Genomic DNA, 22,406 nt, shown 5'->3' on the forward strand with positions numbered 1-22,406 from the left:
TTCCCGGAAGCAGCGATCAGAGATCCAGAAATGTTTCAAATTCTTCACATAATGCTTTCGCCTGCATTTCATCCGGCATCTCGCAGAAGATACGCAGAAGTGGCTCTGTTCCTGAGAATCTGGCTATAATCCAGCCGCCGTTCTCGAAGTATACTTTGCACCCGTCCAGATAGGACACATCACGCATCGGCACATCGATCTTAGGCAAAAGCTTTTCTTCCATGAGCATATGGAAAATCTCTTCTTTGCGCTCCTGCGTCATCTTATAATCCCGTTCTTCCATGTGAATTGTGCCATATTCCTTCTGGATGTCTTCCATAATCTGTGACATCTTTTTTCCTGTCACGGCAAGCATCTCGACGAGGAGCATTGCCGCATACACCCCGTCCTTGCCGTTGATGTGCCCGCGTACGGTCAGCCCCCCGGAAGATTCCCCTCCGAGGATTGCTCCTGTTTCCTGCATTTTAGCGGAAATGTGCTTGAATCCTACCGGGACTTCATAGCAGGTTTCGCCGAACCCTTCCGCCACTTTATCCAGCATATGTGTGGTTGCTACATTTCTTACAACCGGTCCCTTCCAACCTTTATATTTTACAAGATAGTAATATAATAACACCAAAATGTCATTGGCGTGCAGAAATCTTCCTTTGTCGTCAATTACACCGATCCGGTCCGCATCCCCGTCTGTTGCCAGTCCGATGTCACAGCCGTAATCAATGACATACGTCTTGAGTGCCCGCAGTGTCCCGTCCGTTGGCGCCGGGAGCCGACCTCCGAACAGGGTGTCATGGCGTTCATTGATGAGGTTTACATCACACCTCGCCGTCAGCAGGATCGTTTTCAATGAGGTCTGGCTGACCCCGTACATCGGGTCGAGGGCAATGTTAAGACCCGCGTCCCTGATCTTCTGCATATCAATATTGTCGATAATATTATCCAGATATTCATTCAGGGGGTTGAACTCTTCGACAAGCCCTTCTTTTAAGGCCTTCTCATAGGACATTGACGGCAGCGGTTTTCCCCGGAACTCATCCTCTATTTCTTTAATGTAACATTCAATGTCCTGTGTCTGGATCTCATTTGCATCCCTTCCGCCCTCTGTAAACACCTTGATCCCGTTATAGATGGCCGGGTTATGGCTGGCCGTCACCATCATGCCATATGGCATATTGTGTTTCATCACATAGAACATGACAAGCGGGGTCGGGACGGAACGGTCGATGAACCATACCTTGATCCCTTCCTCTGCAAATATCTCACATGACCAGTAAATCGTTTCTTTCGAAAGGAAACGCCTGTCATATCCCATGACAATCCCTTTTTCCTCTACGCCTTCTGCCTTCATCTTCCTCGCCATAGCCTTTGCAAGGACCTGTATGTTTGCCTTTGTAAATTCATCTCCAATAATTGCTCTCCAGCCGCCTGTACCGAATGCTATCATAACTGTGCCTTCCTTTCTCCCATAATGATTCTGACTGTATGTTCTTTCTGATCTGCTAAAAATGGGATCTGTGCAACAGATCTCTCTGCCGACTGCCCGGATGTATCTCCCTCTCTGACAAGCCCTGCACTGGAAAATGCCGGTGCATAAGTTTCCCCGTCCAGATACAATTCCTTCACTCCTGACATAACGTGGTCCGGGTTCTCAACGATAATCTGATACCGGATACCCCTCCAGACGCGGCTTACTTCAAAGCCGTCCCATTGTGCCGGGATACACGGATCAATCTCCAGATAATCAAACTGCGGGCGGATGCCCAGCATGTACCTGGTCGCTGAGAAATAAGCCCAGCCGCCGCTTCCTGTCATAAACGGATGCCTCGCCCGTCCATATGCGCTGTGGTCCTTCCCCATGATGAACTGGCAGTAGGAGTAAGGCTCTGCCTGCCGTATCTCGATCTTATCGTTCTGGTAATACGGGCAGAGGGCGTTGTAATACTCCATTGCCCGGTCTCCCCTTCCCAGGCGACATTCTGCCGCCCATGCCCACGGATTCGGATGGCTGAAGACAGAACCGTTTTCCTTAACTCCTGGATATACCCTTGTCACAAAACCGATATCATCATCCGGCACGGTAAAGGACGGTGCGTTCAGCATGATTCCGTAAGGTGTGGACAGGTATTTCTGCACACTGTCCATCGCCCGGATCCCCTTCTCATAGCTCGCCGCCCCAGACAGGACCGCCCATGCATTGGACTCCAGATGAATCTTCCCTTCCTTATCCTGCGTCGTGCCGATGCGCCTGCCGTTCTTCGTAATACCGCGGATGAACCACTCCTGATCCCACAGTTCCCGGCCGCATACTTCACGGACCGTCTGCTGCATTGCCTCATATTTCTTTACATTATCTGCATCCTGACGGAACCTTGCCAGCTCCAGAAAGTTCTCAATTGCCCAGTAATGAAGGAAGGATACGAGCGCACTCTCTCCCCCTCCCAGATTCAGGCAGTCATTCCAGTCCGCACGTAAGCCTTTGCATACGCCGTCCTCTCCTACCTGGTCGAAAGAGAAATCCAGAATCTTCATCATATGCTCATAGACGGTACCACTTCCGCCGTCCGCATAAGTCAGCATTTCATCGATAAACCCATATTCCCCTGTTTCCTTCACATACTCTGTGATTGCCGCGATCACCCAGAGCGCATCGTCGGAACAGGTATCCTCCAACCCGTGGATCATGTCCTCACGCTTCGGCTGGGGAACTACAGTCGGTGACTTAAAGGGCTTTTCCTCCGCCTCGGGGTCAAACCAGCGCGGTTCAAACAGGTGCAGTCCATACCCTTTTGATACGAGCCCCCTTAAGAGTTCCACAAGGCGCTGGCGGCATTTTTCCGGGTTGGAATGGGGTACTGTCATGGCATCCTGCGCCGTATCCCGGTAACCGAGGCCGGTCCTTCCTCCTACCTCAATAAAGGAAGCGAACCGGGAAAACATGACATTGATCTCTGCCTGATACAGCGTCCATGTGTTGATCAGCGTATTCATCCCCTCATTCGGCGTCTGAATCTGAAGTTTTCCACACTTCTCTTCCCAAAATGCTTTTAAATCCACATAAACCTGGTCGACATTGTGGAAAACCTGATACTTTTCCCTCATTTTCCTTCCTGCTTCCCGGCTGCCCTCCCCAAGCATAAATATTGCCCGGACCTCTTCTCCCGGTTCCAGTATTATCTTCTTATGAAGTGCCCCGCAGTGGTTATTTCCCTTTTCATAAGAGCCACTTAATGTCCCGCGTTCAACCCCCAAAGGATTGCTCTCGGAGCGGTAAGCACCGATAAACTCATCCCGCAGACAGTCAAAGCCGTCCGGTTCAAAATCGGCCGTAAAATACTGGTACCCGAATTCATCGTAATACAGGTCGTGCTCAATAATTCCGTCTTCATACGAAGAACCCGCAGAATAAAGACTCATCTGGAAATTCTGGTTGTCAAATTCAATGTGGTGGAAGGAAAATTCACAGTAAGAAAACAGGCTTAAAGACCGCTCTTTTGTACCTGTATTCTTCACCTTCACATCCCACAGCTCTACCGTATCTTCGATCGGGATGGACAGAGTCTGGCTCGCTTTAATCCCGTTATATTCACATTCATATCTTGTATAGGATAGCCCGTGCACACAACTATACTTTGCAGTATCCAGACTCTTGCCGACCGGCTGCCAGGAAATACTCCAGTAATCCCCGCTCTTATCGTCCCTCAGATACACGTAATGCCCCGGACGGTCCATCGGCACACTGTTCCCACGGAAACGCGTGATCCGGTGGTATTCCGGGGACTTATAAAACAGATAACCTCCCGCAGTATGATTGACTACCGCACACATATCCCGCACACCCAGATAATTCGTCCAGGATGCCGGCAGATCGACCCTGTCGATCACATATTCCCTTTTTTCACTGTCAAAATGACCATATTCCATAATAGAAACTCCTCCCGCCTGATATCATCTGATTTGATTATAAGCTTACAGTCCAAAAGAACCAACTGCGGGAAATGCGATTATTTGCATAAAATTGTGTAATAGTAACCATTATATATCATATACTAATACAGAGTTAAATTAAGCGTATTGACTTCTTATGTTAATTCTGCTATATTGAACTCAGTGATCGTGTTACGGAAACTTGCGAAGCCCGTAACCGGGGGAGAACCTGCGGGTCTCTCCCTCTTTTGTTTTTAAGGAGAAAAAATGTTGTCACAAAAGAAATTTTCTACTTTTTCAGAACAAGTCGAATGGCTCCAAAATGAAAAACACCTTACTATTTCAAATAAACAGTATGCAGAAGATGTATTGAAACATATTGGCTATTTTCCGTTAATGGGCGGCTACAAGCACTTGTTCAGGATTCCATTAACAAAAAAATATAAAGACGGAACTTCCTTTGAAGAAATTGTTTCTCTCTATAACTTTGATAAAGAGCTTCGTGAATTATTTTTCAAATACCTACTCCAGATTGAACGCCATCTGCGTTCGTTAATGTCCTATTATTTTTCTGAACAGTATGGCGAGGAGCAATCTGCTTACTTGGACATTCATAATTTTAATAACAGCCGTAAAAATCATAATACTGTTGTCCGTTTAGTTTCAACCTTGCAAAGAGCCGCAACAACAAACGATTATGTATATATCAATTATTACCGAACTACTTACGGCAATATTCCAATGTGGGTACTGATCAACGTCCTGACTTTTGGAAACCTTTCAAAAATGTACAAAGTCTTTCCACAATCCTTACAGTCAAAAGTATGCAAAAATTTTGGTATTATCAACAGAAAGCAAATGGAACAGTTCTTGTCCGTCCTAACAAAGTTTAGAAATGTATGCGCTCATGGAGAACGCTTATTTACTTACCGGACAATAGACAATATTTCTGATCTGCCATTACATAAGAAATTATCAGTACCAATGAACGGAATCCAATATCAATATGGAAAAAACGATTTATTTGCTGTGGTAATTGCTTTTCGCTATCTGATTTCAGGCAATGATTTTAGAATTTTCAAAAGAAATTTATCTGCTTTGATCGACCATGCTTCCAAAAATCTTGTCCATATAAACAATGATGAACTTCTTAACCGAATGGGCTTTCCTCCAAATTGGAAAGATATTACCCGTTATCGCTTAACACCATAAAAATACGGAGATTTGGCACTATTTTATAGCGCCAAATCTCCTTTTCTATTTGTTGAAACATGCTCATTTAAAGAGCTATAATGAGTTCAGAACACAAGAGATTGATTGGCCAGTCATACCTCATTTTCAGCTTAGGCTGAAGCCCGCCCGAAGGGGCAGTAATTGTGAGATACGTATTAGATATCTCCGTAAAAACAAGGTTTTTGAGATGAAAGAGGTGTGAAATCAATGAAAGAGAAAGTCCAGACTTTTGGCAGATTTTTAAGCGGCATGGTAATGCCGAATATCGGTGCCTTTATCGCATGGGGAATTATTACCGCCCTGTTTATAGAAACAGGCTGGCGTCCGAATGAAAGGTTTGCACAATTAGTGACTCCCATGTCAACAATGCTTCTCCCGCTTTTGATTGCCTATACAGGCGGAAATGTGGTGGCGGGACAGCGCGGAGGCGTCATCGGGGCCATTACTACAATGGGTGTCATCGTAGGTTCCGATGTTCCGATGTTTATCGGCGCAATGATCGTGGGACCGCTGTCCGCATGGATCATTAAGAAGTTCGATAAGTTCATGGAAAATAAGATTCCGGCCGGTTTTGAAATGCTGGTCAATAATTTTTCACTTGGTATCTTCGGCGCAGTTCTGGCCCTGCTGGCAATGGTAGGAATCACGCCGCTTGTAGGCGCCCTCAACAGTGTTATGCAGGCAGGAGTCGGTTTCTTCGTCGACCACGGCCTGCTGCCGCTCACGAGTGTGTTTATCGAGCCGGCAAAGGTGCTGTTCCTGAATAATGCAATCAACCACGGGATCCTGTCGCCGATGGGAATCCAGCAGGTAGAAGAAATCGGAAAATCCCTATTCTTCCTTCTGGAGGCAAACCCGGGACCAGGCCTTGGAATCCTGCTCGCATACTGTATCGCAGGAAAAGGAAGTGCAAAAAGTTCCGCACCCGGCGCGGTCATTATCCACTTCTTTGGCGGTATCCATGAGATTTACTTCCCGTACATCCTCATGAACCCGCTCCTGCTCCTCGCTGTAATGGCAGGCGGTGCAAGCGGAATCTTTATCTTTAACCTCATGGGTGTAGGACTGACAGCCCCCGCTTCACCGGGAAGCATTTTTGCACTGCTCATGATGGCAGAACGGCACAGCTACGCAGGGCTCCTGCTCGGAATCGCAGTATCTGCCGCCGTGGCCCTTATCGTCGCACTGCCGCTTCTCAAGTTCATGGGGAAAGACACAAGCCTTGAAGAAGCACAGCAGAAAAAAGACAGCATGAAGAGACAGGCAAAAGGAATCGCTGAGCCGGCCGCTGCAGAAGGCTCTCTCGGAAACGATATGGCAAAAGACGGCGCCACACAGGGAAAAGTACACAAGATTGCCTTTGCCTGTGATGCCGGAATGGGGTCCAGCGCAATGGGTGCAACGGTTCTTAAGAAAAAGATAGCCGCCGCAGGACTTCAGGGAATCGAAGTTATTCATACCCCGGTATCTTCCATTCCTGCCGATGTCCAGATTGTTGTAACACACAGGGAACTGGGCGAACGCGCGGCCCGGAGTAATCCGAACGCAGAACGGATTCTGATCACGAATTTCCTTGCGGCCCCGGAATACGACGAACTGGTTCTTGAACTTAAAGGGCGAAATCAGTAATATGCATACTCTTTCATGAGCTCCCGATTCATGCTACAATAAAGATAATAATCCCAGAATCAAAAGGTGGATACAGGATGGAGCTGTTACGGAAGACAGGACGTTTTTATAAAGAAATCATCATAAATAATATAGGCATATTTATTTTCATCGGAATTCTGTCCGTAATCTTTCATGATTACGGATGGTTTCCTAATGAAAATATGTATGCCATTTCGCAGTTGGTTTACCACGTCGCCCTGCCAGTACTAATCAGCTTCGAGGGCGGAAGGAAGACCGGTGGGAACAGCGGAGGGCTCACAGCCGCCCTGGCGGTCTGCGGCATTGCAGCGGGTGGTACTGAGTCTGGCCTCTGGGGCGCGCTTCTGATTGGTCCCGCGGCCGGATTCCTCTGGAAGTACAGTTTTCAGTGGATTTCCTGTAAATGCAAGGCTTCCCTGCAGATGCTTGTCAAGAACCTCTGGGTCGCGGTTCTGGCAGGTCTTATGGCGGGTATGGCTTATGCAGTTCTCACACCGGTTATGAACCAGTTTATCACACTTTTATCACGTTTTACCGACATGCTGGTGGAATTCGGGATGTTAGGGACTCTCGCTTTTATCATTGAGCCCGCAAAGGTATTTTTTCTGAACAACCTCATGAACCACAGCATTCTGGTTCCACTGGGAATGAGTCAGGCCGCCGCACATGGCAGTTCAGTTTTCTTTCTGCTCGAGGCAAATCCAGGCCCCGGATTCGGTATGCTTGGGGCCCTGTTCCTCTGCCATAAGGAAAAGCGGCAGGAATATGGCGCCGCTATGTTTACCCAGGCGGTCGGTGGGCTTCACGAGGTTTATTTTCCCTATGTACTGTCCAACCTCTGGCTCCTTCTTCCTCTGATGGCCGGAGGTTTTGCCGGGAACCTTACCTTCCAGTATCTGCACGCCGGACTGCAGGGGCCTGTATCTCCCGGAAGTGTGGTCACAATCCTCTTGATGGCCGGAAAGAATACATGGCTTTTCGCCCTTGCCGGGCTGGCAGTCTCCACGGCAGTATCCTTTGCCGGAAGCCTGCTTGTGTTAAAGATGACCACTAAAAGCAACAATACCGTTTCAAAAGAAATAAGTACTCATGATAAATCTCCCGTGAACAATATAAATGAGGAAAAAAATATGAAAATACAAAGAATTGCCGTGGTCTGTGACGGTGGGGTCGGAACAAGTGCAATGGGTGCCTCCATCTTAAGAAGACGGCTGGCACAGGAAAAACTGACCGGCATCCAGGTGGACGCATATGCGGCAGACCTGATTCCTGACGGCATCGACCTGATTGTATGCCAGAAGGATCTGTATGACCATCTGCCGGAGAAACTCAAATCAGATATAGGTCCGTCGAGAGAGATTTATACAGCCGGCAGCCTCCTTACCGCCGCATCCTACGATGGGCTGGTTTGTCTGCTTCGAGAGAGAGGAAGGTAACAGTATGGATATTACCCCAAGGATCAAGCAAATATTACACGTGCTCCTTTCCGAAAAAGAGAGCATTTCCGTAAAGGATCTGGCCGCGAAGGTCGGTGTCAGCAAGCGGACCGTCCAGCGTGAGCTGGGTTATATCCAGAGTTCTTTGAAGCCCTATGATATCCGTTTCATGTCTAAGACAGGGGTCGGGGTGTGGCTGGAGGGCAGTGCGGAAGAAAAAGGGCGCCTGTTTGATGATATCAGCCAGGGTGACTCCTATGATGTCAGCAACCGGGAAGAACGCAGGAAACGGCTTATCTTAGAGGTCCTGAAGGAAAAAGGGCTGAAGAAACTGTTTTATTACAGCAGCCAGTTTCAGGTCAGCGAAGCAACCATAAGTACGGATCTGGAAGCCGTCGGGGAATGGCTGAACCGGTACGGCCTTTTTGTGGTGCGCAAACCCGGAAGCGGTATTGCAGTTGAAGGCAGTGAAGAGAACTACCGCCGGGCAATCCGGGCATTTATTGATGAGAACATCGATACCCGCCTGATCCGGGATGCCTATGAATCCGAAAGCAGTCAGGAAAGCTGCGAAGAATTTGCTAAAAGCAGCATGGGGAAGGTACTCAACGATGATATCCTGAAACGTGTCATCGGCTGTATTATGGGGATGAACCATACCCGTGTCCTCACATTGACAGAGAACTCTTATATTGGCCTGATTATCCATATTTCCATTGCCATCAACCGGATTCTTAAGGATGAAATGCTGGAAACCGCCGACGGCTGGAACGGGGACCTCCATGAGGATGAGGACTATCTGCTGGCAAAGGAGATTGTCCTCAAACTGGAAGAGGAATTCGAGATTGAGATACCAGAGGTAGAAATCTCTTATATCTGCCTTCACATCAAAGGGGCCAAACACGAAAAGATTTCATGGGCCGACGGAAAAACGGTTGAGATGGGTAACCGTGAACTTCAGGATCTGCTGAATGAGATGATCGATGCATTCGACGCAGAAAAAGCCTATTACCTGAAACAGGATGATGAATTCATACAAGGGCTTCTTGCCCACCTGCAGCCTACACTGATCCGCCTCCTGCACGGGATGAAGATCCAGAATCCCATCTTGAAGGAAATTCAGGAGAGCTATCCGGATATCTATGAAAAATGCAGCAAGGTCGCACTCGTTCTAGGTGAAAAGACACAGACTGCCGTCCCCGATGAAGAGACTGGATTTCTCGCGGTACATTTCGGGGCGGCGCTTGTCCGCCTGGAGGGCAAAAGCGAACAGATCCGCCAGGTGCATATCGGCGTCGTATGTTCCAGCGGAATCGGCATCTCCCGCCTGATGTCTTCCAAACTTAAGAAAGTATTTCGTGACCGGGTGGATATCACCGCCTATGGCAAAAACGACATTACGCCTTATATCATCGGTAAGACGGACTTTTTCATATCGAGTCTTCCGCTGGACCTGCAGGATGCCCCTGTTATTTATGTCAATCCGCTTCTCGGAGATGACGATATTGAAAAAAGCCGGCGCATGGTCTATCAGTATGAGCGGATGCCCGAAAAGCTGAAAACAGAGGATGAGTTCACCGTACAGCTCGAAGAAATCAACCTGGCCGCCGCCCAGATCAATGCCGTAATCAAATATATGGACTTCTTCAAGGTTGACAACTGGATCACTTTTAAGGAGCTTCTGATTGCCATCGGGGAAAAACTCTCCCCCTACAGTGACCGGAGTGAACTGATACAGGAAGATATCATGAGGAGGGAAAAGATCGCCACGCAGGTCTTTGCAGAATTTGGTTTTGCACTCTTTCACACAAGGACAAAGGGCGTTGTAAGGCCCTGCTTTGGTGTGTGCATGACAAAAGACCTCACAGCCTTCATGGACCCTTACTTTAAGGGAATTAACGTCATCTTTGTCATGCTCGTGCCGGATGATGAAAATGTGCGGATCAACAATGAAATCCTCGGATACATTAGTACACTGCTGATCGAGGAGTATGATTTTATGGAAGTAGTCCTGAAAGGAGATAAAGAAGAAATAAGAGGGGTACTTTCGAAATATCTGAAGAAATTCTTTACCAAATATCTGGGTGGGCTGTAATGTAGGATCAGTTCCACATGACTTGCCCACTTACTATACAAGTCAAGTGGGCAAGTCATATATTTTATTCTGTTTTATGCTTAACATACTTTTGTTTTGAACTCTGCGGTTTGTCTGGAATTGTCAAGTCAACAATTTTTGCGTCTATTAATGGCTTAAGTATTTTTGTTCTGAAATAATCTCTTGAACTATAGTTACAGAATTCTTGTAATTCTTTTCTAGTTCTTGGCTGCTCCAAATAATTCATGAGTCTTGCAAAATCCTGTATACTCATATTCGGAACTTCCGAAGAATGTTGTAAGAAATTGTCTTTATTATTCTGATCTGTGGATTTATTCACTTTTTCTTCCGGCCGATAAAAACAAACTACAAATCCAGACTTTAATTTTTTAAATTCATATCTAACATCTGCTTTTTCACACGCATCAGCTATACGTTTCAAACCAGTCCCAAAACTCTCAATATCTTTAGAATAATATAAAATTCTTGCTATTTTGGGATTTCTACGAATTGGCCTTTCCGGTTTGTCAATAAAATCCTGTGGTTCAAATCCTTCTGGAAAAGCACCTGGGTTATATATTTCAATTCTGTCTTTATAAATTGCAACCTCATTACTTTGTCCGGCTGCATAATCCTTATGACAAAATGAATTTAACAATGCCTCTCGGATAGCATCAATTGGTATCTCCGGTATTTCCGTACGTTGTAATGCACCAGTAAATTCCACGCGCCAATGTATATTACTTTTTATATAACTTTCAGCTATGTCTATAAGCTTAAGTACGGGTCCATGTTGCCTTTGAATATCATTAAAAGTCAATCTCTCATTGGTTGCAAAAATTGCCATTTGAATATCTTGAATTAAATCATCTGCAAATAATGCCTTTCCCGCATTTATTAAATGATTTCCCTCTGATAACTCTAATTGATTTAAAACTGTTTTCTTATCTGTATAAACAATTGCTATTCTCCCAACATCATGAGCCTGATTTGTATATTTTTTTAGAAGTTCTTCATCGACATCATCAATTGTTTTATTAGAAATCAAATTTTCCCACCGATTTTCTTCTCTATCTCCCTTGCGAATATAATCTGCTAATTGCTGTGGTGACATAATTAAATCTTCATCTGCTACACGTATCCTTGCTACACCATATGAAAAATATGGAGTCTGATTTCCTGCAAATTTAACATATATACAATCCCTGCCATCCATAACCACCTTTTTCACTTCAGGATATATTTTAGGTTCAATAGAATTCTTTATTTTCTGACTAACTTCTCTTAGTGACTCCTCCGTAACAACCTGCCCTATAATGCTACCATCTGGTTTTACTCCAAAATACAATTCTCCATGCTGATGCTTATTCAATATAGCAGAAATAGAATTCATTGCTTCTTTTAATTCTCCTGTTGACTTCTTGAATTCCACTGTTTCGTTTTCTATTCCTAAATTCAACCTACTACCTTCTTTCTATAATTCATATTCCATATCTTTTCCATATCCAATTAATGTAAACTTAAAATAAAAATTATATACCGCAAGTTCGCCTAATCTATTTAACATATATCCTGCACTTTTTGTTTAGACTGTTAATACTCCCTTTTTTATGAAATTCACAAAATGAATATCTATATCTTTACTTACCTCTCATTATTATCTATGACTAAAATCAATCTGTCAAGTCAGGGAGATGCCCGCACCGCCTAGTTTTGGCACTATCTGATGGTGCCAAATCCCATCTTCTTTGAATTGAAAAACAGCCCCCAACCTCCCTATAATTAAGGCATAGACAAGAACGAAAACCAAAAGTCAATCCCAAAAAGGAGGATAAATATGTTATTTAAAAGCAGAAAAAAAGTGGAGGAAAAGAAGGAACTTTTATACCGTGAAAACATTCGGGTGAACTGCAGACCCGACACTCAGGAAAATGTCATCCGCAAGGTCGGGCAGATGCTTGCAGACTCCGGTTATGTAGACCAGCCGTATGTCGATGCGATGCTCGAACGTGAAAGATCACTCTCAACCTATATGGGAAGCGGCCTTGCACTGCCCCACGGAGTCGAGCAGGCAAAAAAAGAAATCCGTTCGTCCGGGATCGCAGTTATGGTTTTTCCTGAGGGCACACCCTGGGGGGATGAACAGGCCAAGGTTGTCATCGGAATCGCCGGCGTCGGGGAAGAACATCTGGATATCCTGTCAGTCATCGCTGACAAGATGATGGATGAAAAAGCAGCCGCAGAACTGACAAGCGGAACGGCTGATGCAGACACCATTTACAGGATTCTTACAGGAAAGGAGCAGATATCATGATTGTAACAGTAACAATGAACCCTGCCATTGACAAAACCGTAGAGATCGGGCACCTGATCCCGGGAGGGCTGAACCGCATCCACAAGGTTGAATATGATGCAGGTGGAAAAGGTATTAACGTTTCAAAAACCATCCGTGAGCTGGGCGGTGGGAGCATCGCAACTGGCTTTCTCGCGGGAAATGCAGGCCGAACGATTGAGAGCGTACTGAAAGACAGGGGGATTCAATCAGATTTCGTCTGGGTAGATGGGGAAACAAGGACAAACACGAAGGTACTGGAAGATAACGGAGAGGTTACCGAGCTGAATGAACCCGGTCCTGAAATCACCCCGGACCAGTTGGATGAACTGCTCGCCAGACTCGAAGGGTATGCAGGCGACGGAGTTTTATTCGTACTGGCAGGCAGTATCCCGAGCGGTATCAGCATCGATATCTATGAAAAGATCATAAGGCTGCTCCACAAAAAAGGGGCAAAGGTTCTGCTGGATGCCGACGGCTGTATGTTCCGTCAGGCGCTGGATGCTGGCCCCGATATTATCAAACCGAACCGGGCAGAGTTAGAAGAATTCATGGGCATTGACTATCGTGCCTCTGACCGGGACCTTTTAAAGACTGCAAGACAGCTTCTTGGAAAGGGTGTGGATACCGTAGCCGTTTCAATGGGAAAAAGCGGCGCCATGTTTGTCCGGGACGGTTATGAAGTCAGATGCCCCGCGCTTAACGTAAAGGCACACTCTACTGTAGGGGCCGGAGATGCAATGGTTGCGGCGCTTGCCTATTCCTTTGACACAAAAAACGGCGATGAAAATACTACCCGCATCTGTATGGCTGCTTCCGCAGGGGCTGTTACAACAATTGGGACAAAGCCGCCGGCAAGGGAACTGGTAGACGAGTTAATGGAACAAGTAATCATAGAAAAGATAGGAGAGTAAAAATGATGAAAACAAAAGCAGTGAGAATGTATGGTACAATGGATCTGAGACTGGAAGAATTTGAATTACCGGCAATCAAGGATGATGAAATCCTCGTTAAAGTAATCAGTGACAGCATCTGTATGTCGACTTATAAGCTGGCCGAGCAGGGAAAGAAACACAAGAGAGCGCCGCAGAACATCGATACAAACCCGGTTATCGTCGGCCATGAATTTGCCGGTGTGATCGTGGAGGTCGGGGATAAATGGAAAGACCAGTTTAAGCCGGGTATGAAGTTCGCACAGCAGCCGGCCCTCAACTACAAGGGCAGCCTTGCATCCCCGGGATACTCTTATGAATACTTCGGCGGTGCATGTACCTACTGCATCATCCCTCATGAAGTTATGGAGCTGGGGGCACTGATGGAATATAAAGGAGAAAGCTTTTTTGAGGCGTCACTCGGAGAACCTATGAGCTGTATCATTGGCGGATACCGCGGCAACTACCATACCAACAAGAGGGACCACAGTCATGCAATCGGCACAAAGGCTGACGGCGATATTATCATCCTTGGCGGCTGCGGGCCAATGGGACTCGGGGCAGTCAGCTACGGAATCCAGTTTGAAAATAAACCAAAAAGAATTGTTGTAACTGACATTGATGATGCTAAAATAGAAAGAGCAAGGGAAGTCATCCCGGAATCCTTTGCGGCAGAAAAGGGCGTGGAACTTCTGTATGTAAATACTGCTAAGATGGCAGACCCTGTTCAGGAGCTTAAAGATATCACAGGCGGAAAGGGGTATGACGACGTATTCGTCTACATCCCAAACCGTGCAGTAGCCGAACTTGGTGACAAACTGCTTGCATTCGACGGATGCCTGAACTTTTTCGCAGGCCCGACGGATAACCAGTTCAAAGGAGAGATCAATCTCTACAACTGCCACTACACAAGTACACACATTATGGGAACAACCGGAGGCAATAACGATGACCTGATCGAGGCCAACGATCTTGCGGCAAGAGGCATCATTGAACCGGCCGTCATGGTTACCCACATCGGCGGGATCGACAGCATCGCAGAGGCAACCATGAACCTGCCCAAAATCCCCGGCGGCAAGAAGCTGACATACACCCAGTTTGACATGCCTCTTACAGCCATCGAAGACTTCGGGAAATTAGGGGAAACTGATCCCCTGTTTAAAAAACTGGATGAAGTATGCCGGAAAAACAGAGGTTTGTGGAGTTCAGAAGCGGAAAAAATCCTGTTCGACCACTTTGGCGTAGAAGCTTAAATGATACTGCCCTCCTCTGAACCGGTTTAGAGATAAAACAGGAATGAGGAGGGTTATTATGATTCAAAGACTAAAAGAAATCAGAGCTGTACTGTTTGACATGGACGGTGTCATATTCGACACAGAAAGACTTGCCTATCAGGGATGGATGGAGTCCGGCAGACTACTGGGATTTCCTATTACAGATGAGCAGATCAATAAAAACCGCGGCTGTGATATACGGGCCGGCAGGATGCTGTTTAAAGGATGGTTCGGAGAAGACTTTCCCTTTGATGAGGCAAGGAAGCTGAGGACTGGCTATATGGATACTTATATCGCCAGAAACGGTGCTCCTCTAAAACCCGGTGTCAGGGAACTGTTTGCCACACTCAGGAAGGCCGGAATAAAGAAAGCACTTGCTACCTCAACACAGAGGGAGACTGCGAAAGAATACTTTAAAAGTGCGGACCTGCCATTCGATTTTGATGCCTCTGTCTGCGGCACCGAAATCAGAAACAGCAAGCCCGCCCCCGATGTATTTTTGACTGCTGCCGAAATACTCGGCGAAAAACCGGAACACTGCCTCGTTGTCGAAGACAGCCCCAATGGCGTACGCGCAGGCATTGCAGCCGGCTGTACGGTAATCATGGTACCTGATATGACTGCACCGGACGAGGAGATGAAACGGCTCTGTTTCCGGATACTGGACAGTCTGAGTGAGCTGGATGAATGGATAAAAACACTGGCCTGAATTTCAATACAGATGCATTATTTTTTCATCCATCTCTGCAATGATTCTAAAAGACGGTTGATATCAATGGGTTTTGCAATGTGGTCATTCATGCCTGCACTGTGCGCCTTTGCCAGATCAGTTGCGAAGGCGTTGGCCGTCAGGGCAAGTATGGGGATCGTATGTGCATCTTCCCGGTCTAAAGACCGGATCGTCCTCGTCGCCTGATACCCGTCCATGACCGGCATCTGGATATCCATCAGGATGCAGTCATAAGTTCCCGGGGCAGAAGTAACAAATTTCTCTACGGCACGCTGTCCATTCTCAGCCTTATCTATAGAAAATCCATGCATCTGCAAAAGCTCTGACGCAATCTCCCTGTTCAGTTCATTATCTTCAACCAGCAAAATTCTTTTGGAAGTCAGAAAGTCCTGCGTTTTCTCATCCAAAGCCTCTGAGGTTCCCTGGCTGTCATTATCATTCGCATCCGAAGCTCCCAAGTTATCTGGTTCTGCTTCAGGTATCACAATCTCATCACACCGTTCGAGTGGAATGGCAACGATAAACTCGCTCCCTTTTCCCAGCTCGCTCTTAACTTCTATTGTACCGTTCATCATGCGGACAATATTCTGTGTAATGGCAAGTCCGAGTCCCGTCCCCTGAATCTTATTGATCCGCGTATCCTCCGCCCTCGTAAAGGGTTCGAAAATATGTGGCAGGAATTCCCCGTCAATACCAATCCCGTTATCCTCAATGATAAATCCGTACTGTCCTTTATTTCCACTGTTATCCGGAAGCTCCTGTACCCGCAGACTGATGGTTCCGCCCTCAGGTGTATATTTCACCGCATTTGTAAGCAGGTTCATCAGTACCTGCTGAAGCCTTCCCCCGTCAGTTCTTACCTTCCAATGCCGCAAATGACCGCTGAATAATTGAAGCTTCTGATTCCTTTCAGCAACCAGAGGCTGAAACATGTTTGCAATATCCTCGAACATTTCAGGCAGTGACACCTCTTCAGATATCAGGTCGATCTTTCCGCTCTCAATTCTGGACATATCCAAAACCTCATTAATAAGGTTTAACAAATGATGTGTCGATGTATTGATCTTGTTAAGGCAGTCCCTTATCTTTTCCTGCGAATCAATGTTTGCTTCGGCAATAGCTGTCATCCCCATGATGGCATTCATCGGCGTGCGTATGTCGTGGGACATGGACGAAAGGAAGTTGGTCTTTGCCTCACTGGCGATCTGAGCTGTTTTATATGCTTCTTCCAGTATCTTCCTCTGCCGCTCCTGCTCCTCCCTCTGCTTCGTAATGTCTATCCCTATTGTATAGAAGGATGGTATTCCATCCCAGCTTTCTTCTCCCCTGGCATAAGACAGGGTAATTGTAAGAATCTTCGTCTGACCGCTGCGGGTCGTGATCTTTGCCTCCGTAACCATATTCCCGCCGGTAACCATAAGTTCCTGCAGCATAGGTATAATACGCTGTAAATCTTCCTGATGGAGGTAAGTACACTGGCTGTGCAGTTCATTCTCAAATTGCTCCGCTGTATAACCGATCATATCAAGGAAGTTGGCGCCATACCAGAGAACGGTGCTGCAGTCTCTGGCATCCAGCCGGGCAAATCCGCCAGGGACGGATCGGAGAAGGGCATCCTGCTCACGGTTCTTTTTCTCCAGCTTGAATTCACTGGTATACATATCGTGGGACAGCTCAAGCCGCGCACGGTGCCCCTCCCAGTTAATAAGCCGGTTCTTGATTAAAAACTTCCGTTCCAATACCGGATTATCAAATTCCCACTCGTAGTATTCGTCCTCCCGCAGTTTATCATTAGTACAGAAAGGACATGGGGTACTTCTCCCCTGAATCACTTCATAACATTTGTGTCCCAGTAATTTCTCTGGGGGACTGCCCAGAGTATCACAGGAAGTATTATTCAGATACAGCAACTCATAGCTGTCCAGATCGCTGATATAAATATTGCCTTCATAAGCATCCATCATGAGGCGGAAATATTCCTGATACAGCCCGGCATAATCTGTCCTTTCCGCAGCCATATTCATATCTGCGTGTCCGGCTATTGCACAATCCTCTATATTTACCTCTCCCACGCAGTCTTTTTGTGCCTTCAATTCTCCGGGGCATTCCATACTTTTTTCCTGTTTCATAGCAACCTCTCCAGAACTTCGTTTATCTGTACATTTATGTTATTCTACCATACCCCGGCATTTTCGTCCATCCTGTTATGCCCCTTCTTCGGTAATCAAAATGGTGGAGAAAAAGCTTGTATACAGTAAAAAATGGAAGGCTCCCTTGTCTATGGGATTCCTTCCATTTTTGCATATTTTATATCAGATATATTCCAAGCCCATAGCGTGGCCGTCTATTCTGAACAAAGTTTTCCGATCTCTTCCAGAATCTGTGCATAATCAATCTTCGAAAAGTCTGATGCATCCACCTCAATCAAGTGCCCCATCTGGAATTTATCGTATCCTTTATGAAGGCAGCGGTCCTGAAAAATCTCATAAGTTACCAGACTGTCCGCCTGGGTACGGTCTTCCAGAACATCGCCCTTATGGTAACAGCTTACCAGATGACCCAGATGACGGTCCTGAGCCAAATCTCTCTTTCTTGAAACCTCATAAAGATGTTCAATATTTCCTAAGGAACGGATTGTAATGACTTCATAACCATATTTCCGGGACAAATCTGTAAGACGGCCCTTTTGCTTATCACTGAAAGGATAATCTGAGATGATACATTCACCCTGCTTCATTTTTTCTTCAATAACAGCATAGTACCTGGCCCACGCCATATTCTCGACTTTCGTTTTTTCTTCCTGATTATTGAATCCATACTCATCCCACATCTGCTCTTTCATTTCATCCTGATTTACAGTCTGGAACCGGGGATACTTTTTCAAAATAAGGGCACACATACTGCTCTTTCCCGTGGCCGGATATCCTGCCAGCAGAATCATACATTTTTTCATGATAAACCCCATTGATTAATCTAATTTAAATAATGAAGCCTTTTCTGTTACAATAGCCGCAATTCTGTCATTTGCAGGCCCAAGCAGCCCCCTTAAGGATGTTAACGGTGTAACACCTTCTGCCGTAAATGTTTTACTTACTACTTCAATATAAGATTTATTTAACTCCGTCCCAACGTTAATTTTCTTCATTCCTTCTCTTACACATTTCCTCATATCTTCATCAGAAACACCTGTGCCTCCATGAAGTACAAGCCCTGTATCTCCAAGTTTTTCTTTTAATTCCTCTAACAGTTCATAGTTAATCTTTGCCTTTGATTTATACTGGCCGTGTGTAGTTCCAATGGAAACAGCCAATGCATCAACCCCTGCTTCAGATGCAAAATGCAGGGCATCTTCAGGCTTCGTATACATAGCCGCATCTTTGTCAACCACGACCCCGTCTTCTGCACCGCCGATAGAACCAACTTCTCCTTCAACAGATACGCCATGAGCGTGTGCATAAGCTACAACTTCTTTTGTATTCTTTATATTTTCTTCGATTGGAAGAGAAGAACCATCGTACATAACTGAAGAATAACCTAAATCGATTGCTCTTTTCAATGCATCAATATCTTTACAGTGGTCCATATGTAATGCAACGTTTACCGGCACATTTTCTGCGAGCGCTTTCACAGCCGCAATCAATGGCTCAAAACCAATATATTCTGCTGTTCCAAGTGATGTCTGGAGGATGATCGGCACGTTGAGATCTGCCGCTGCTTTTACCATAGCCGGCACCATTTCAAAACAATGTACGTTAAACGCTCCGACAGCCCCTTTTCCCTCGTTTTCCTTAAACATTTCTATTAAATTCTTATACATGATATTACCTTCTCTTTCTGAATATAATTTTTTAGTCTTTAACAGATATATCCGGTTTTATATTTTCCCGCGAATCATATCTTTTGATATCTGCATCATTTCCTGTACTTTTCCGAAATAATAGGTGATCTTTTCATCATCCTTTGCTTCGGCGGCCTGCTGACGCTTTTTGTTATACAGCGACATCAGATCTGTATAGGATTTGCCCATTACTTTTTTCATTTCAAAGCTTTCTTCATAATACCTGATTGCCTCGTCATATTCTCTGGCCTGCATATATAGGGAGCCAGTTTCGTTTAAGAGTTCAATTCGTGCGTCTCCCTGTGTTCCCTCCAGCTGCTGAACTTTTTCTTCTGCCTGTTTCATTAATTCTTCCTGATTGATAACAGGTACTTCCTCTGCCTTTTTTTCTTTTTTATCTTTCTTTCCAAATAAGAACATTTCGCTGCCTCCCTTTGCGATTTAACAATACTTAGAATATTCCGCCAATCCCTTTAAAAATCATGAAGAAGAATGCCGTTACTACGGTATCTACATCTGTACATGTGATATTCTGGAAGCCGATCTGTGATAACATTGGTGATAAGAATGCCGGAAGCATCATGATAAAAATACCATGAGCAATACATCCTATAATAACGCCGCGGCGCCCACCGACTTTGTTTGCAAAAATACCTGCTGTACCACCGGCAAAAAAGTTACTCATGACACCCGGAATAACAAGCGGAACACCAAGAGCCGGAATACCTGTGATGAACATACCAATCAAAGAACCGATTGTTGTGAAAATAAATCCCATGATGACTGAATTTGGTGCGTATGGAAACAATACAGGGCAGTCCAGTGCCGGTTTTGCATTTGGAACTAATTTCTGGGAAATTCCCTGGAAAGCCGGTACGATTTCTGCTAATAACAGACGTACTCCTGCTAACAGTACATACAAACCTACTACGAACTGCATTGCCTGTAAGAATGCGTATACCATGTAGTTTGTGTCTCCGGCAAACTCTGCGCTGGCTTCCGGTCCGGCAATTGCCGCTACAATTAAGTAGAACGGAATCATAACTACCATAATGGAGAGGTAGGTATCCTGAAGAAATTCAAGGCTCTTTGGAAGCTTCAAGTCTTCACAGGATTTAGAGTCATCTCCAACAAGTTTTGCGATTAACGCTGAAAACATGTATCCGATTGTACAGAAATGACCGAGGGCAATATCATCACTGCCCGTGATTTTACGCACGATTGGCTGTGCAATTGCAGGCATTAGTGTAGCGAATGCACCACCTACTAAACTGGAAATTAAAATCAGAGGTATACCGCGAAGTCCGCAGAACCAAGCAAATACTACACATAATGTAGATTCCCACAACAGAGCCTGTCCGGTAAGGAAAATATATTTAAAAGGTGTAATTCTTGCCAGGATAATATTTACAATAAAGATACCTGCTAATGAAATTGCAATCTCTGCACCCAGTCCCAGTTCTCCCATAGCCTGTCCGTTAATAGCTTCAATAGAAGCAACAACACTCTCAAGGCCATTTAAACCAAAACCCTGATTAAATATCGCCCCAAAATAGGATAACGCGCCCTGCATGACGGTTGAACCGGCCGATAATACCATAAATCCAAGAATTGTTTTCATTGTTCCTGATACAATCTGTCCTGCAGGCTTTTTCTGCAGAGCAAGACCTAATAATGCAATCAAACCGATAATAATTGCAGCCTGAGTCAGAATATTATTAATAATAAAATTTAATACTGCCATAATTCCCTCTCCTTCTCTTAAATGTATTACTGATTAAATAACTCCCATGTCCTTTAAAACTGGTGTAAGCTTTTCACGGATTTCATTTTTGTCTACAAGACGCTCCAGAAAAATTGCCGGGCATTTTAAGGAAATACGTTCAAATTGTTTTTCAAAATTTTTCCCTGAAATAATCAGGTCTGCATCCATTCCTGCCGCGCTTGAGATATCAATGTGATCCATTTTTGCTTCCACACCCATTTCCCTCAATACCGCCTCTGTTGTCATCTGACAGGCAAAACTACTCCCAAGTCCGTTCCCACATACTGCTAAAATCTTTAACATGTTTTATATCCTCCTTCTTTATAAATTATTTGCAAAGAATTGTTTCAACTCTTTTACAGCCACCGCTTCATCCGTTCCGGTTACTGACACCGTTACTTCTTCGTTTTGTTTTACACCCAGTGACATTAAGGCAAGAATCTTCTTCAGGTCCGCTGTTTTTTCTTTTGCGGAAATCATGATCTGGCTTTCGTATTTCTTGGCGACATTTACGAGCTGCCCCGCAGGCCTTGCATGAATCCCCTGAACTGCTGTAATTACATATGTAAATTTCTGCATCTTCCCCTCCCTTAATTTTCCCGGATTTCATTTTCCATTTGAATCAACATATCATAAATCTGCTGAGGTTTTTTGGCATGTACCATTTCACTGACCTTACTCTCATCCATAAAGATATTCGATAAAACTTTCATCGTATCTATATGGGAATTCGAGTCACTGGCTGCCAGTGCAATCAGTACCCTTACCTGAAAACTGTCTTCTGAAAACTGAATTGGTTCCCGGAGTAATGTAATTGCAAGCTGCTTTTTAATCACGCCATCTGTCGGTCTTCCATGAATCAGTGCAAAATCTTCTGCCAGCACATAATAGGGTCCATATTCCGCCGTACTTTCGAGAATCGCTTTTTCATAATTATCTGTAACAAAACCGCCTTTTATCAATGGTTCGAGACTCAAATGGATTGCTTCTTTCCAATTGCTTACCCGCTCAGTGATATGTATGTTTTCCGGTTTCAACATATCCGATATCATTTTTGTTTTCCCCTTTCTCGATTTGATGATGTTATTGTAGCAAGTAAATTTTGCAAAAAGAAGTCCAAGTATTTGCAATGAATTTTGCAAATCTGTAGACAGAATTTCACGTATATTTTCCTAAAAGAAAGAGCTCTAAACCCGCAAT

Annotated in this window: 19 protein-coding genes; 8 read left to right on the forward strand and 11 right to left on the reverse strand. The window is 45.2% G+C overall.

All coding sequences use genetic code 11. The features are described 5' to 3' along the window. Nucleotides 1–16: 16 nt before the first annotated feature. Complete coding sequence (locus ABIN22_RS16550) at nucleotides 17–1,441, reverse strand: phosphoglucomutase/phosphomannomutase family protein (protein WP_346910017.1); 1,425 nt, start codon at nucleotides 1,439–1,441, stop codon at nucleotides 17–19. Continuing rightward, nucleotides 1,438–3,918: a glycoside hydrolase family 94 protein gene (locus tag ABIN22_RS16555; RefSeq protein ID WP_346910019.1), complete on the reverse strand. Its 2,481-nt coding sequence runs from the start codon at nucleotides 3,916–3,918 to the stop codon at nucleotides 1,438–1,440. The genes ABIN22_RS16550 and ABIN22_RS16555 overlap by 4 nt, the downstream gene beginning before the upstream one ends. 270 nt (nucleotides 3,919–4,188) lie before the next feature. Here ABIN22_RS16555 and ABIN22_RS16560 point away from each other — a divergent pair, with 270 nt between their 5' ends. The 4 genes from ABIN22_RS16560 to ABIN22_RS16575 all read left to right on the forward strand — a co-directional run bounded on the left by ABIN22_RS16560 (nucleotide 4,189) and on the right by ABIN22_RS16575 (nucleotide 10,335). Next, nucleotides 4,189–5,133: an Abi family protein gene (locus ABIN22_RS16560; RefSeq protein ID WP_346910021.1), complete on the forward strand. Its 945-nt coding sequence runs from the start codon at nucleotides 4,189–4,191 to the stop codon at nucleotides 5,131–5,133. 228 nt (nucleotides 5,134–5,361) lie between these two features. Beyond that, complete coding sequence (locus ABIN22_RS16565; RefSeq protein WP_346910023.1) at nucleotides 5,362–6,783, forward strand: PTS mannitol transporter subunit IIBC; 1,422 nt, start codon at nucleotides 5,362–5,364, stop codon at nucleotides 6,781–6,783. 77 nt (nucleotides 6,784–6,860) lie between these two features. Further along, nucleotides 6,861–8,240: a PTS sugar transporter subunit IIBC family protein gene (locus ABIN22_RS16570; RefSeq protein ID WP_346910025.1), complete on the forward strand. Its 1,380-nt coding sequence runs from the start codon at nucleotides 6,861–6,863 to the stop codon at nucleotides 8,238–8,240. 4 nt (nucleotides 8,241–8,244) lie between these two features. Continuing rightward, nucleotides 8,245–10,335: a BglG family transcription antiterminator gene (locus ABIN22_RS16575; protein WP_346910027.1), complete on the forward strand. Its 2,091-nt coding sequence runs from the start codon at nucleotides 8,245–8,247 to the stop codon at nucleotides 10,333–10,335. A 64-nt stretch (nucleotides 10,336–10,399) separates the two neighbouring features. Here the strand turns inward: ABIN22_RS16575 and ABIN22_RS16580 are convergent, their stop codons facing one another. Then, on the reverse strand, nucleotides 10,400–11,794 hold the full coding sequence (locus tag ABIN22_RS16580; protein ID WP_109730745.1) for an RNA/DNA-binding domain-containing protein: 1,395 nt from the start codon (nucleotides 11,792–11,794) through the stop codon (nucleotides 10,400–10,402). A 378-nt stretch (nucleotides 11,795–12,172) separates the two neighbouring features. On the opposite strand from ABIN22_RS16580, the gene ABIN22_RS16585 reads away from it, so the two are divergent. Genes ABIN22_RS16585 through ABIN22_RS16600 form a run of 4 tightly spaced genes read left to right on the forward strand, consistent with a single transcriptional unit; the run spans nucleotide 12,173 to nucleotide 15,582 of the window. Next, the gene (locus ABIN22_RS16585) at nucleotides 12,173–12,649 is read left to right on the forward strand and encodes a PTS mannitol transporter subunit IIA (protein ID WP_109730746.1); all 477 of its coding nucleotides are present in this window, start codon (nucleotides 12,173–12,175) and stop codon (nucleotides 12,647–12,649) included. Then, nucleotides 12,646–13,581 carry a 1-phosphofructokinase gene (gene pfkB / locus ABIN22_RS16590; protein ID WP_109730747.1) on the forward strand — a complete coding sequence of 312 codons (936 nt, stop codon included), beginning with the start codon at nucleotides 12,646–12,648 and terminating at the stop codon, nucleotides 13,579–13,581. Before ABIN22_RS16585 ends, pfkB begins: the two co-directional genes overlap by 4 nt. 5 nt (nucleotides 13,582–13,586) lie before the next feature. Continuing rightward, nucleotides 13,587–14,852 carry a zinc-binding dehydrogenase gene (locus ABIN22_RS16595; RefSeq protein ID WP_118622404.1) on the forward strand — a complete coding sequence of 422 codons (1,266 nt, stop codon included), beginning with the start codon at nucleotides 13,587–13,589 and terminating at the stop codon, nucleotides 14,850–14,852. A gap of 58 nt (nucleotides 14,853–14,910) precedes the next feature. Then, nucleotides 14,911–15,582 (forward strand): HAD family hydrolase, encoded by a 672-nt coding sequence (locus tag ABIN22_RS16600; protein ID WP_182440809.1) that lies wholly within the window; start codon nucleotides 14,911–14,913, stop codon nucleotides 15,580–15,582. A gap of 17 nt (nucleotides 15,583–15,599) precedes the next feature. Here the strand turns inward: ABIN22_RS16600 and ABIN22_RS16605 are convergent, their stop codons facing one another. The 8 genes from ABIN22_RS16605 to ABIN22_RS16640 all read right to left on the reverse strand — a co-directional run bounded on the left by ABIN22_RS16605 (nucleotide 15,600) and on the right by ABIN22_RS16640 (nucleotide 22,246). Next, nucleotides 15,600–17,627 carry a PAS domain-containing hybrid sensor histidine kinase/response regulator gene (locus ABIN22_RS16605; protein ID WP_416388298.1) on the reverse strand — a complete coding sequence of 676 codons (2,028 nt, stop codon included), beginning with the start codon at nucleotides 17,625–17,627 and terminating at the stop codon, nucleotides 15,600–15,602. A 320-nt stretch (nucleotides 17,628–17,947) separates the two neighbouring features. After that, on the reverse strand, nucleotides 17,948–18,556 hold the full coding sequence (locus ABIN22_RS16610) for an AAA family ATPase (protein ID WP_109730750.1): 609 nt from the start codon (nucleotides 18,554–18,556) through the stop codon (nucleotides 17,948–17,950). Between the two features lie 15 nt (nucleotides 18,557–18,571). Then, nucleotides 18,572–19,420, reverse strand: a complete 849-nt coding sequence (locus tag ABIN22_RS16615) for a class II fructose-bisphosphate aldolase (protein WP_109730751.1) — start codon at nucleotides 19,418–19,420, stop codon at nucleotides 18,572–18,574. A gap of 57 nt (nucleotides 19,421–19,477) precedes the next feature. Then, nucleotides 19,478–19,861: a tetratricopeptide repeat protein gene (locus ABIN22_RS16620; protein ID WP_346910031.1), complete on the reverse strand. Its 384-nt coding sequence runs from the start codon at nucleotides 19,859–19,861 to the stop codon at nucleotides 19,478–19,480. A 31-nt stretch (nucleotides 19,862–19,892) separates the two neighbouring features. After that, complete coding sequence (gene ulaA, locus ABIN22_RS16625) at nucleotides 19,893–21,185, reverse strand: PTS ascorbate transporter subunit IIC (RefSeq protein WP_118622377.1); 1,293 nt, start codon at nucleotides 21,183–21,185, stop codon at nucleotides 19,893–19,895. Nucleotides 21,186–21,218: 33 nt separating this feature from the next. Further along, entirely contained in the window at nucleotides 21,219–21,509 is a 291-nt protein-coding gene (locus ABIN22_RS16630; protein WP_109730754.1) for a PTS sugar transporter subunit IIB, read from the reverse strand. Between the two features lie 18 nt (nucleotides 21,510–21,527). Then, nucleotides 21,528–21,785: an HPr family phosphocarrier protein gene (locus ABIN22_RS16635; RefSeq protein ID WP_109730755.1), complete on the reverse strand. Its 258-nt coding sequence runs from the start codon at nucleotides 21,783–21,785 to the stop codon at nucleotides 21,528–21,530. Nucleotides 21,786–21,796: 11 nt separating this feature from the next. Beyond that, nucleotides 21,797–22,246 (reverse strand): PTS sugar transporter subunit IIA, encoded by a 450-nt coding sequence (locus tag ABIN22_RS16640; RefSeq protein ID WP_346910034.1) that lies wholly within the window; start codon nucleotides 22,244–22,246, stop codon nucleotides 21,797–21,799. Nucleotides 22,247–22,406 lie beyond the last annotated feature (160 nt).

The organism is Faecalicatena orotica (genome assembly GCF_905197545.1).
GTDB lineage: Bacteria > Bacillota > Clostridia > Lachnospirales > Lachnospiraceae > Faecalicatena_A > Faecalicatena_A orotica.

Excerpts from the sequence above, each read along its gene's own strand:
- ABIN22_RS16550 (WP_346910017.1), bottom strand. The coding sequence starts at position 1,441 with ATGATAGCATTCGGTACAGGCGGCTGGAGAGCAATTATTGGAGATGAA.
- ABIN22_RS16555 (WP_346910019.1), bottom strand. The coding sequence starts at position 3,918 with ATGGAATATGGTCATTTTGACAGTGAAAAAAGGGAATATGTGATCGAC.
- ABIN22_RS16560 (WP_346910021.1), top strand. The coding sequence starts at position 4,189 with ATGTTGTCACAAAAGAAATTTTCTACTTTTTCAGAACAAGTCGAATGG.
- ABIN22_RS16565 (WP_346910023.1), top strand. The coding sequence starts at position 5,362 with ATGAAAGAGAAAGTCCAGACTTTTGGCAGATTTTTAAGCGGCATGGTA.
- ABIN22_RS16570 (WP_346910025.1), top strand. The coding sequence starts at position 6,861 with ATGGAGCTGTTACGGAAGACAGGACGTTTTTATAAAGAAATCATCATA.
- ABIN22_RS16575 (WP_346910027.1), top strand. The coding sequence starts at position 8,245 with ATGGATATTACCCCAAGGATCAAGCAAATATTACACGTGCTCCTTTCC.
- ABIN22_RS16585 (WP_109730746.1), top strand. The coding sequence starts at position 12,173 with ATGTTATTTAAAAGCAGAAAAAAAGTGGAGGAAAAGAAGGAACTTTTA.
- pfkB (WP_109730747.1), top strand. The coding sequence starts at position 12,646 with ATGATTGTAACAGTAACAATGAACCCTGCCATTGACAAAACCGTAGAG.
- ABIN22_RS16595 (WP_118622404.1), top strand. The coding sequence starts at position 13,587 with ATGAAAACAAAAGCAGTGAGAATGTATGGTACAATGGATCTGAGACTG.
- ABIN22_RS16600 (WP_182440809.1), top strand. The coding sequence starts at position 14,911 with ATGATTCAAAGACTAAAAGAAATCAGAGCTGTACTGTTTGACATGGAC.
- ABIN22_RS16605 (WP_416388298.1), bottom strand. The coding sequence starts at position 17,627 with ATGAATATGGCTGCGGAAAGGACAGATTATGCCGGGCTGTATCAGGAA.
- ABIN22_RS16610 (WP_109730750.1), bottom strand. The coding sequence starts at position 18,556 with ATGAAAAAATGTATGATTCTGCTGGCAGGATATCCGGCCACGGGAAAG.
- ABIN22_RS16615 (WP_109730751.1), bottom strand. The coding sequence starts at position 19,420 with ATGTATAAGAATTTAATAGAAATGTTTAAGGAAAACGAGGGAAAAGGG.
- ABIN22_RS16620 (WP_346910031.1), bottom strand. The coding sequence starts at position 19,861 with ATGTTCTTATTTGGAAAGAAAGATAAAAAAGAAAAAAAGGCAGAGGAA.
- ulaA (WP_118622377.1), bottom strand. The coding sequence starts at position 21,185 with ATGGCAGTATTAAATTTTATTATTAATAATATTCTGACTCAGGCTGCA.
- ABIN22_RS16630 (WP_109730754.1), bottom strand. The coding sequence starts at position 21,509 with ATGTTAAAGATTTTAGCAGTATGTGGGAACGGACTTGGGAGTAGTTTT.
- ABIN22_RS16635 (WP_109730755.1), bottom strand. The coding sequence starts at position 21,785 with ATGCAGAAATTTACATATGTAATTACAGCAGTTCAGGGGATTCATGCA.
- ABIN22_RS16640 (WP_346910034.1), bottom strand. The coding sequence starts at position 22,246 with ATGTTGAAACCGGAAAACATACATATCACTGAGCGGGTAAGCAATTGG.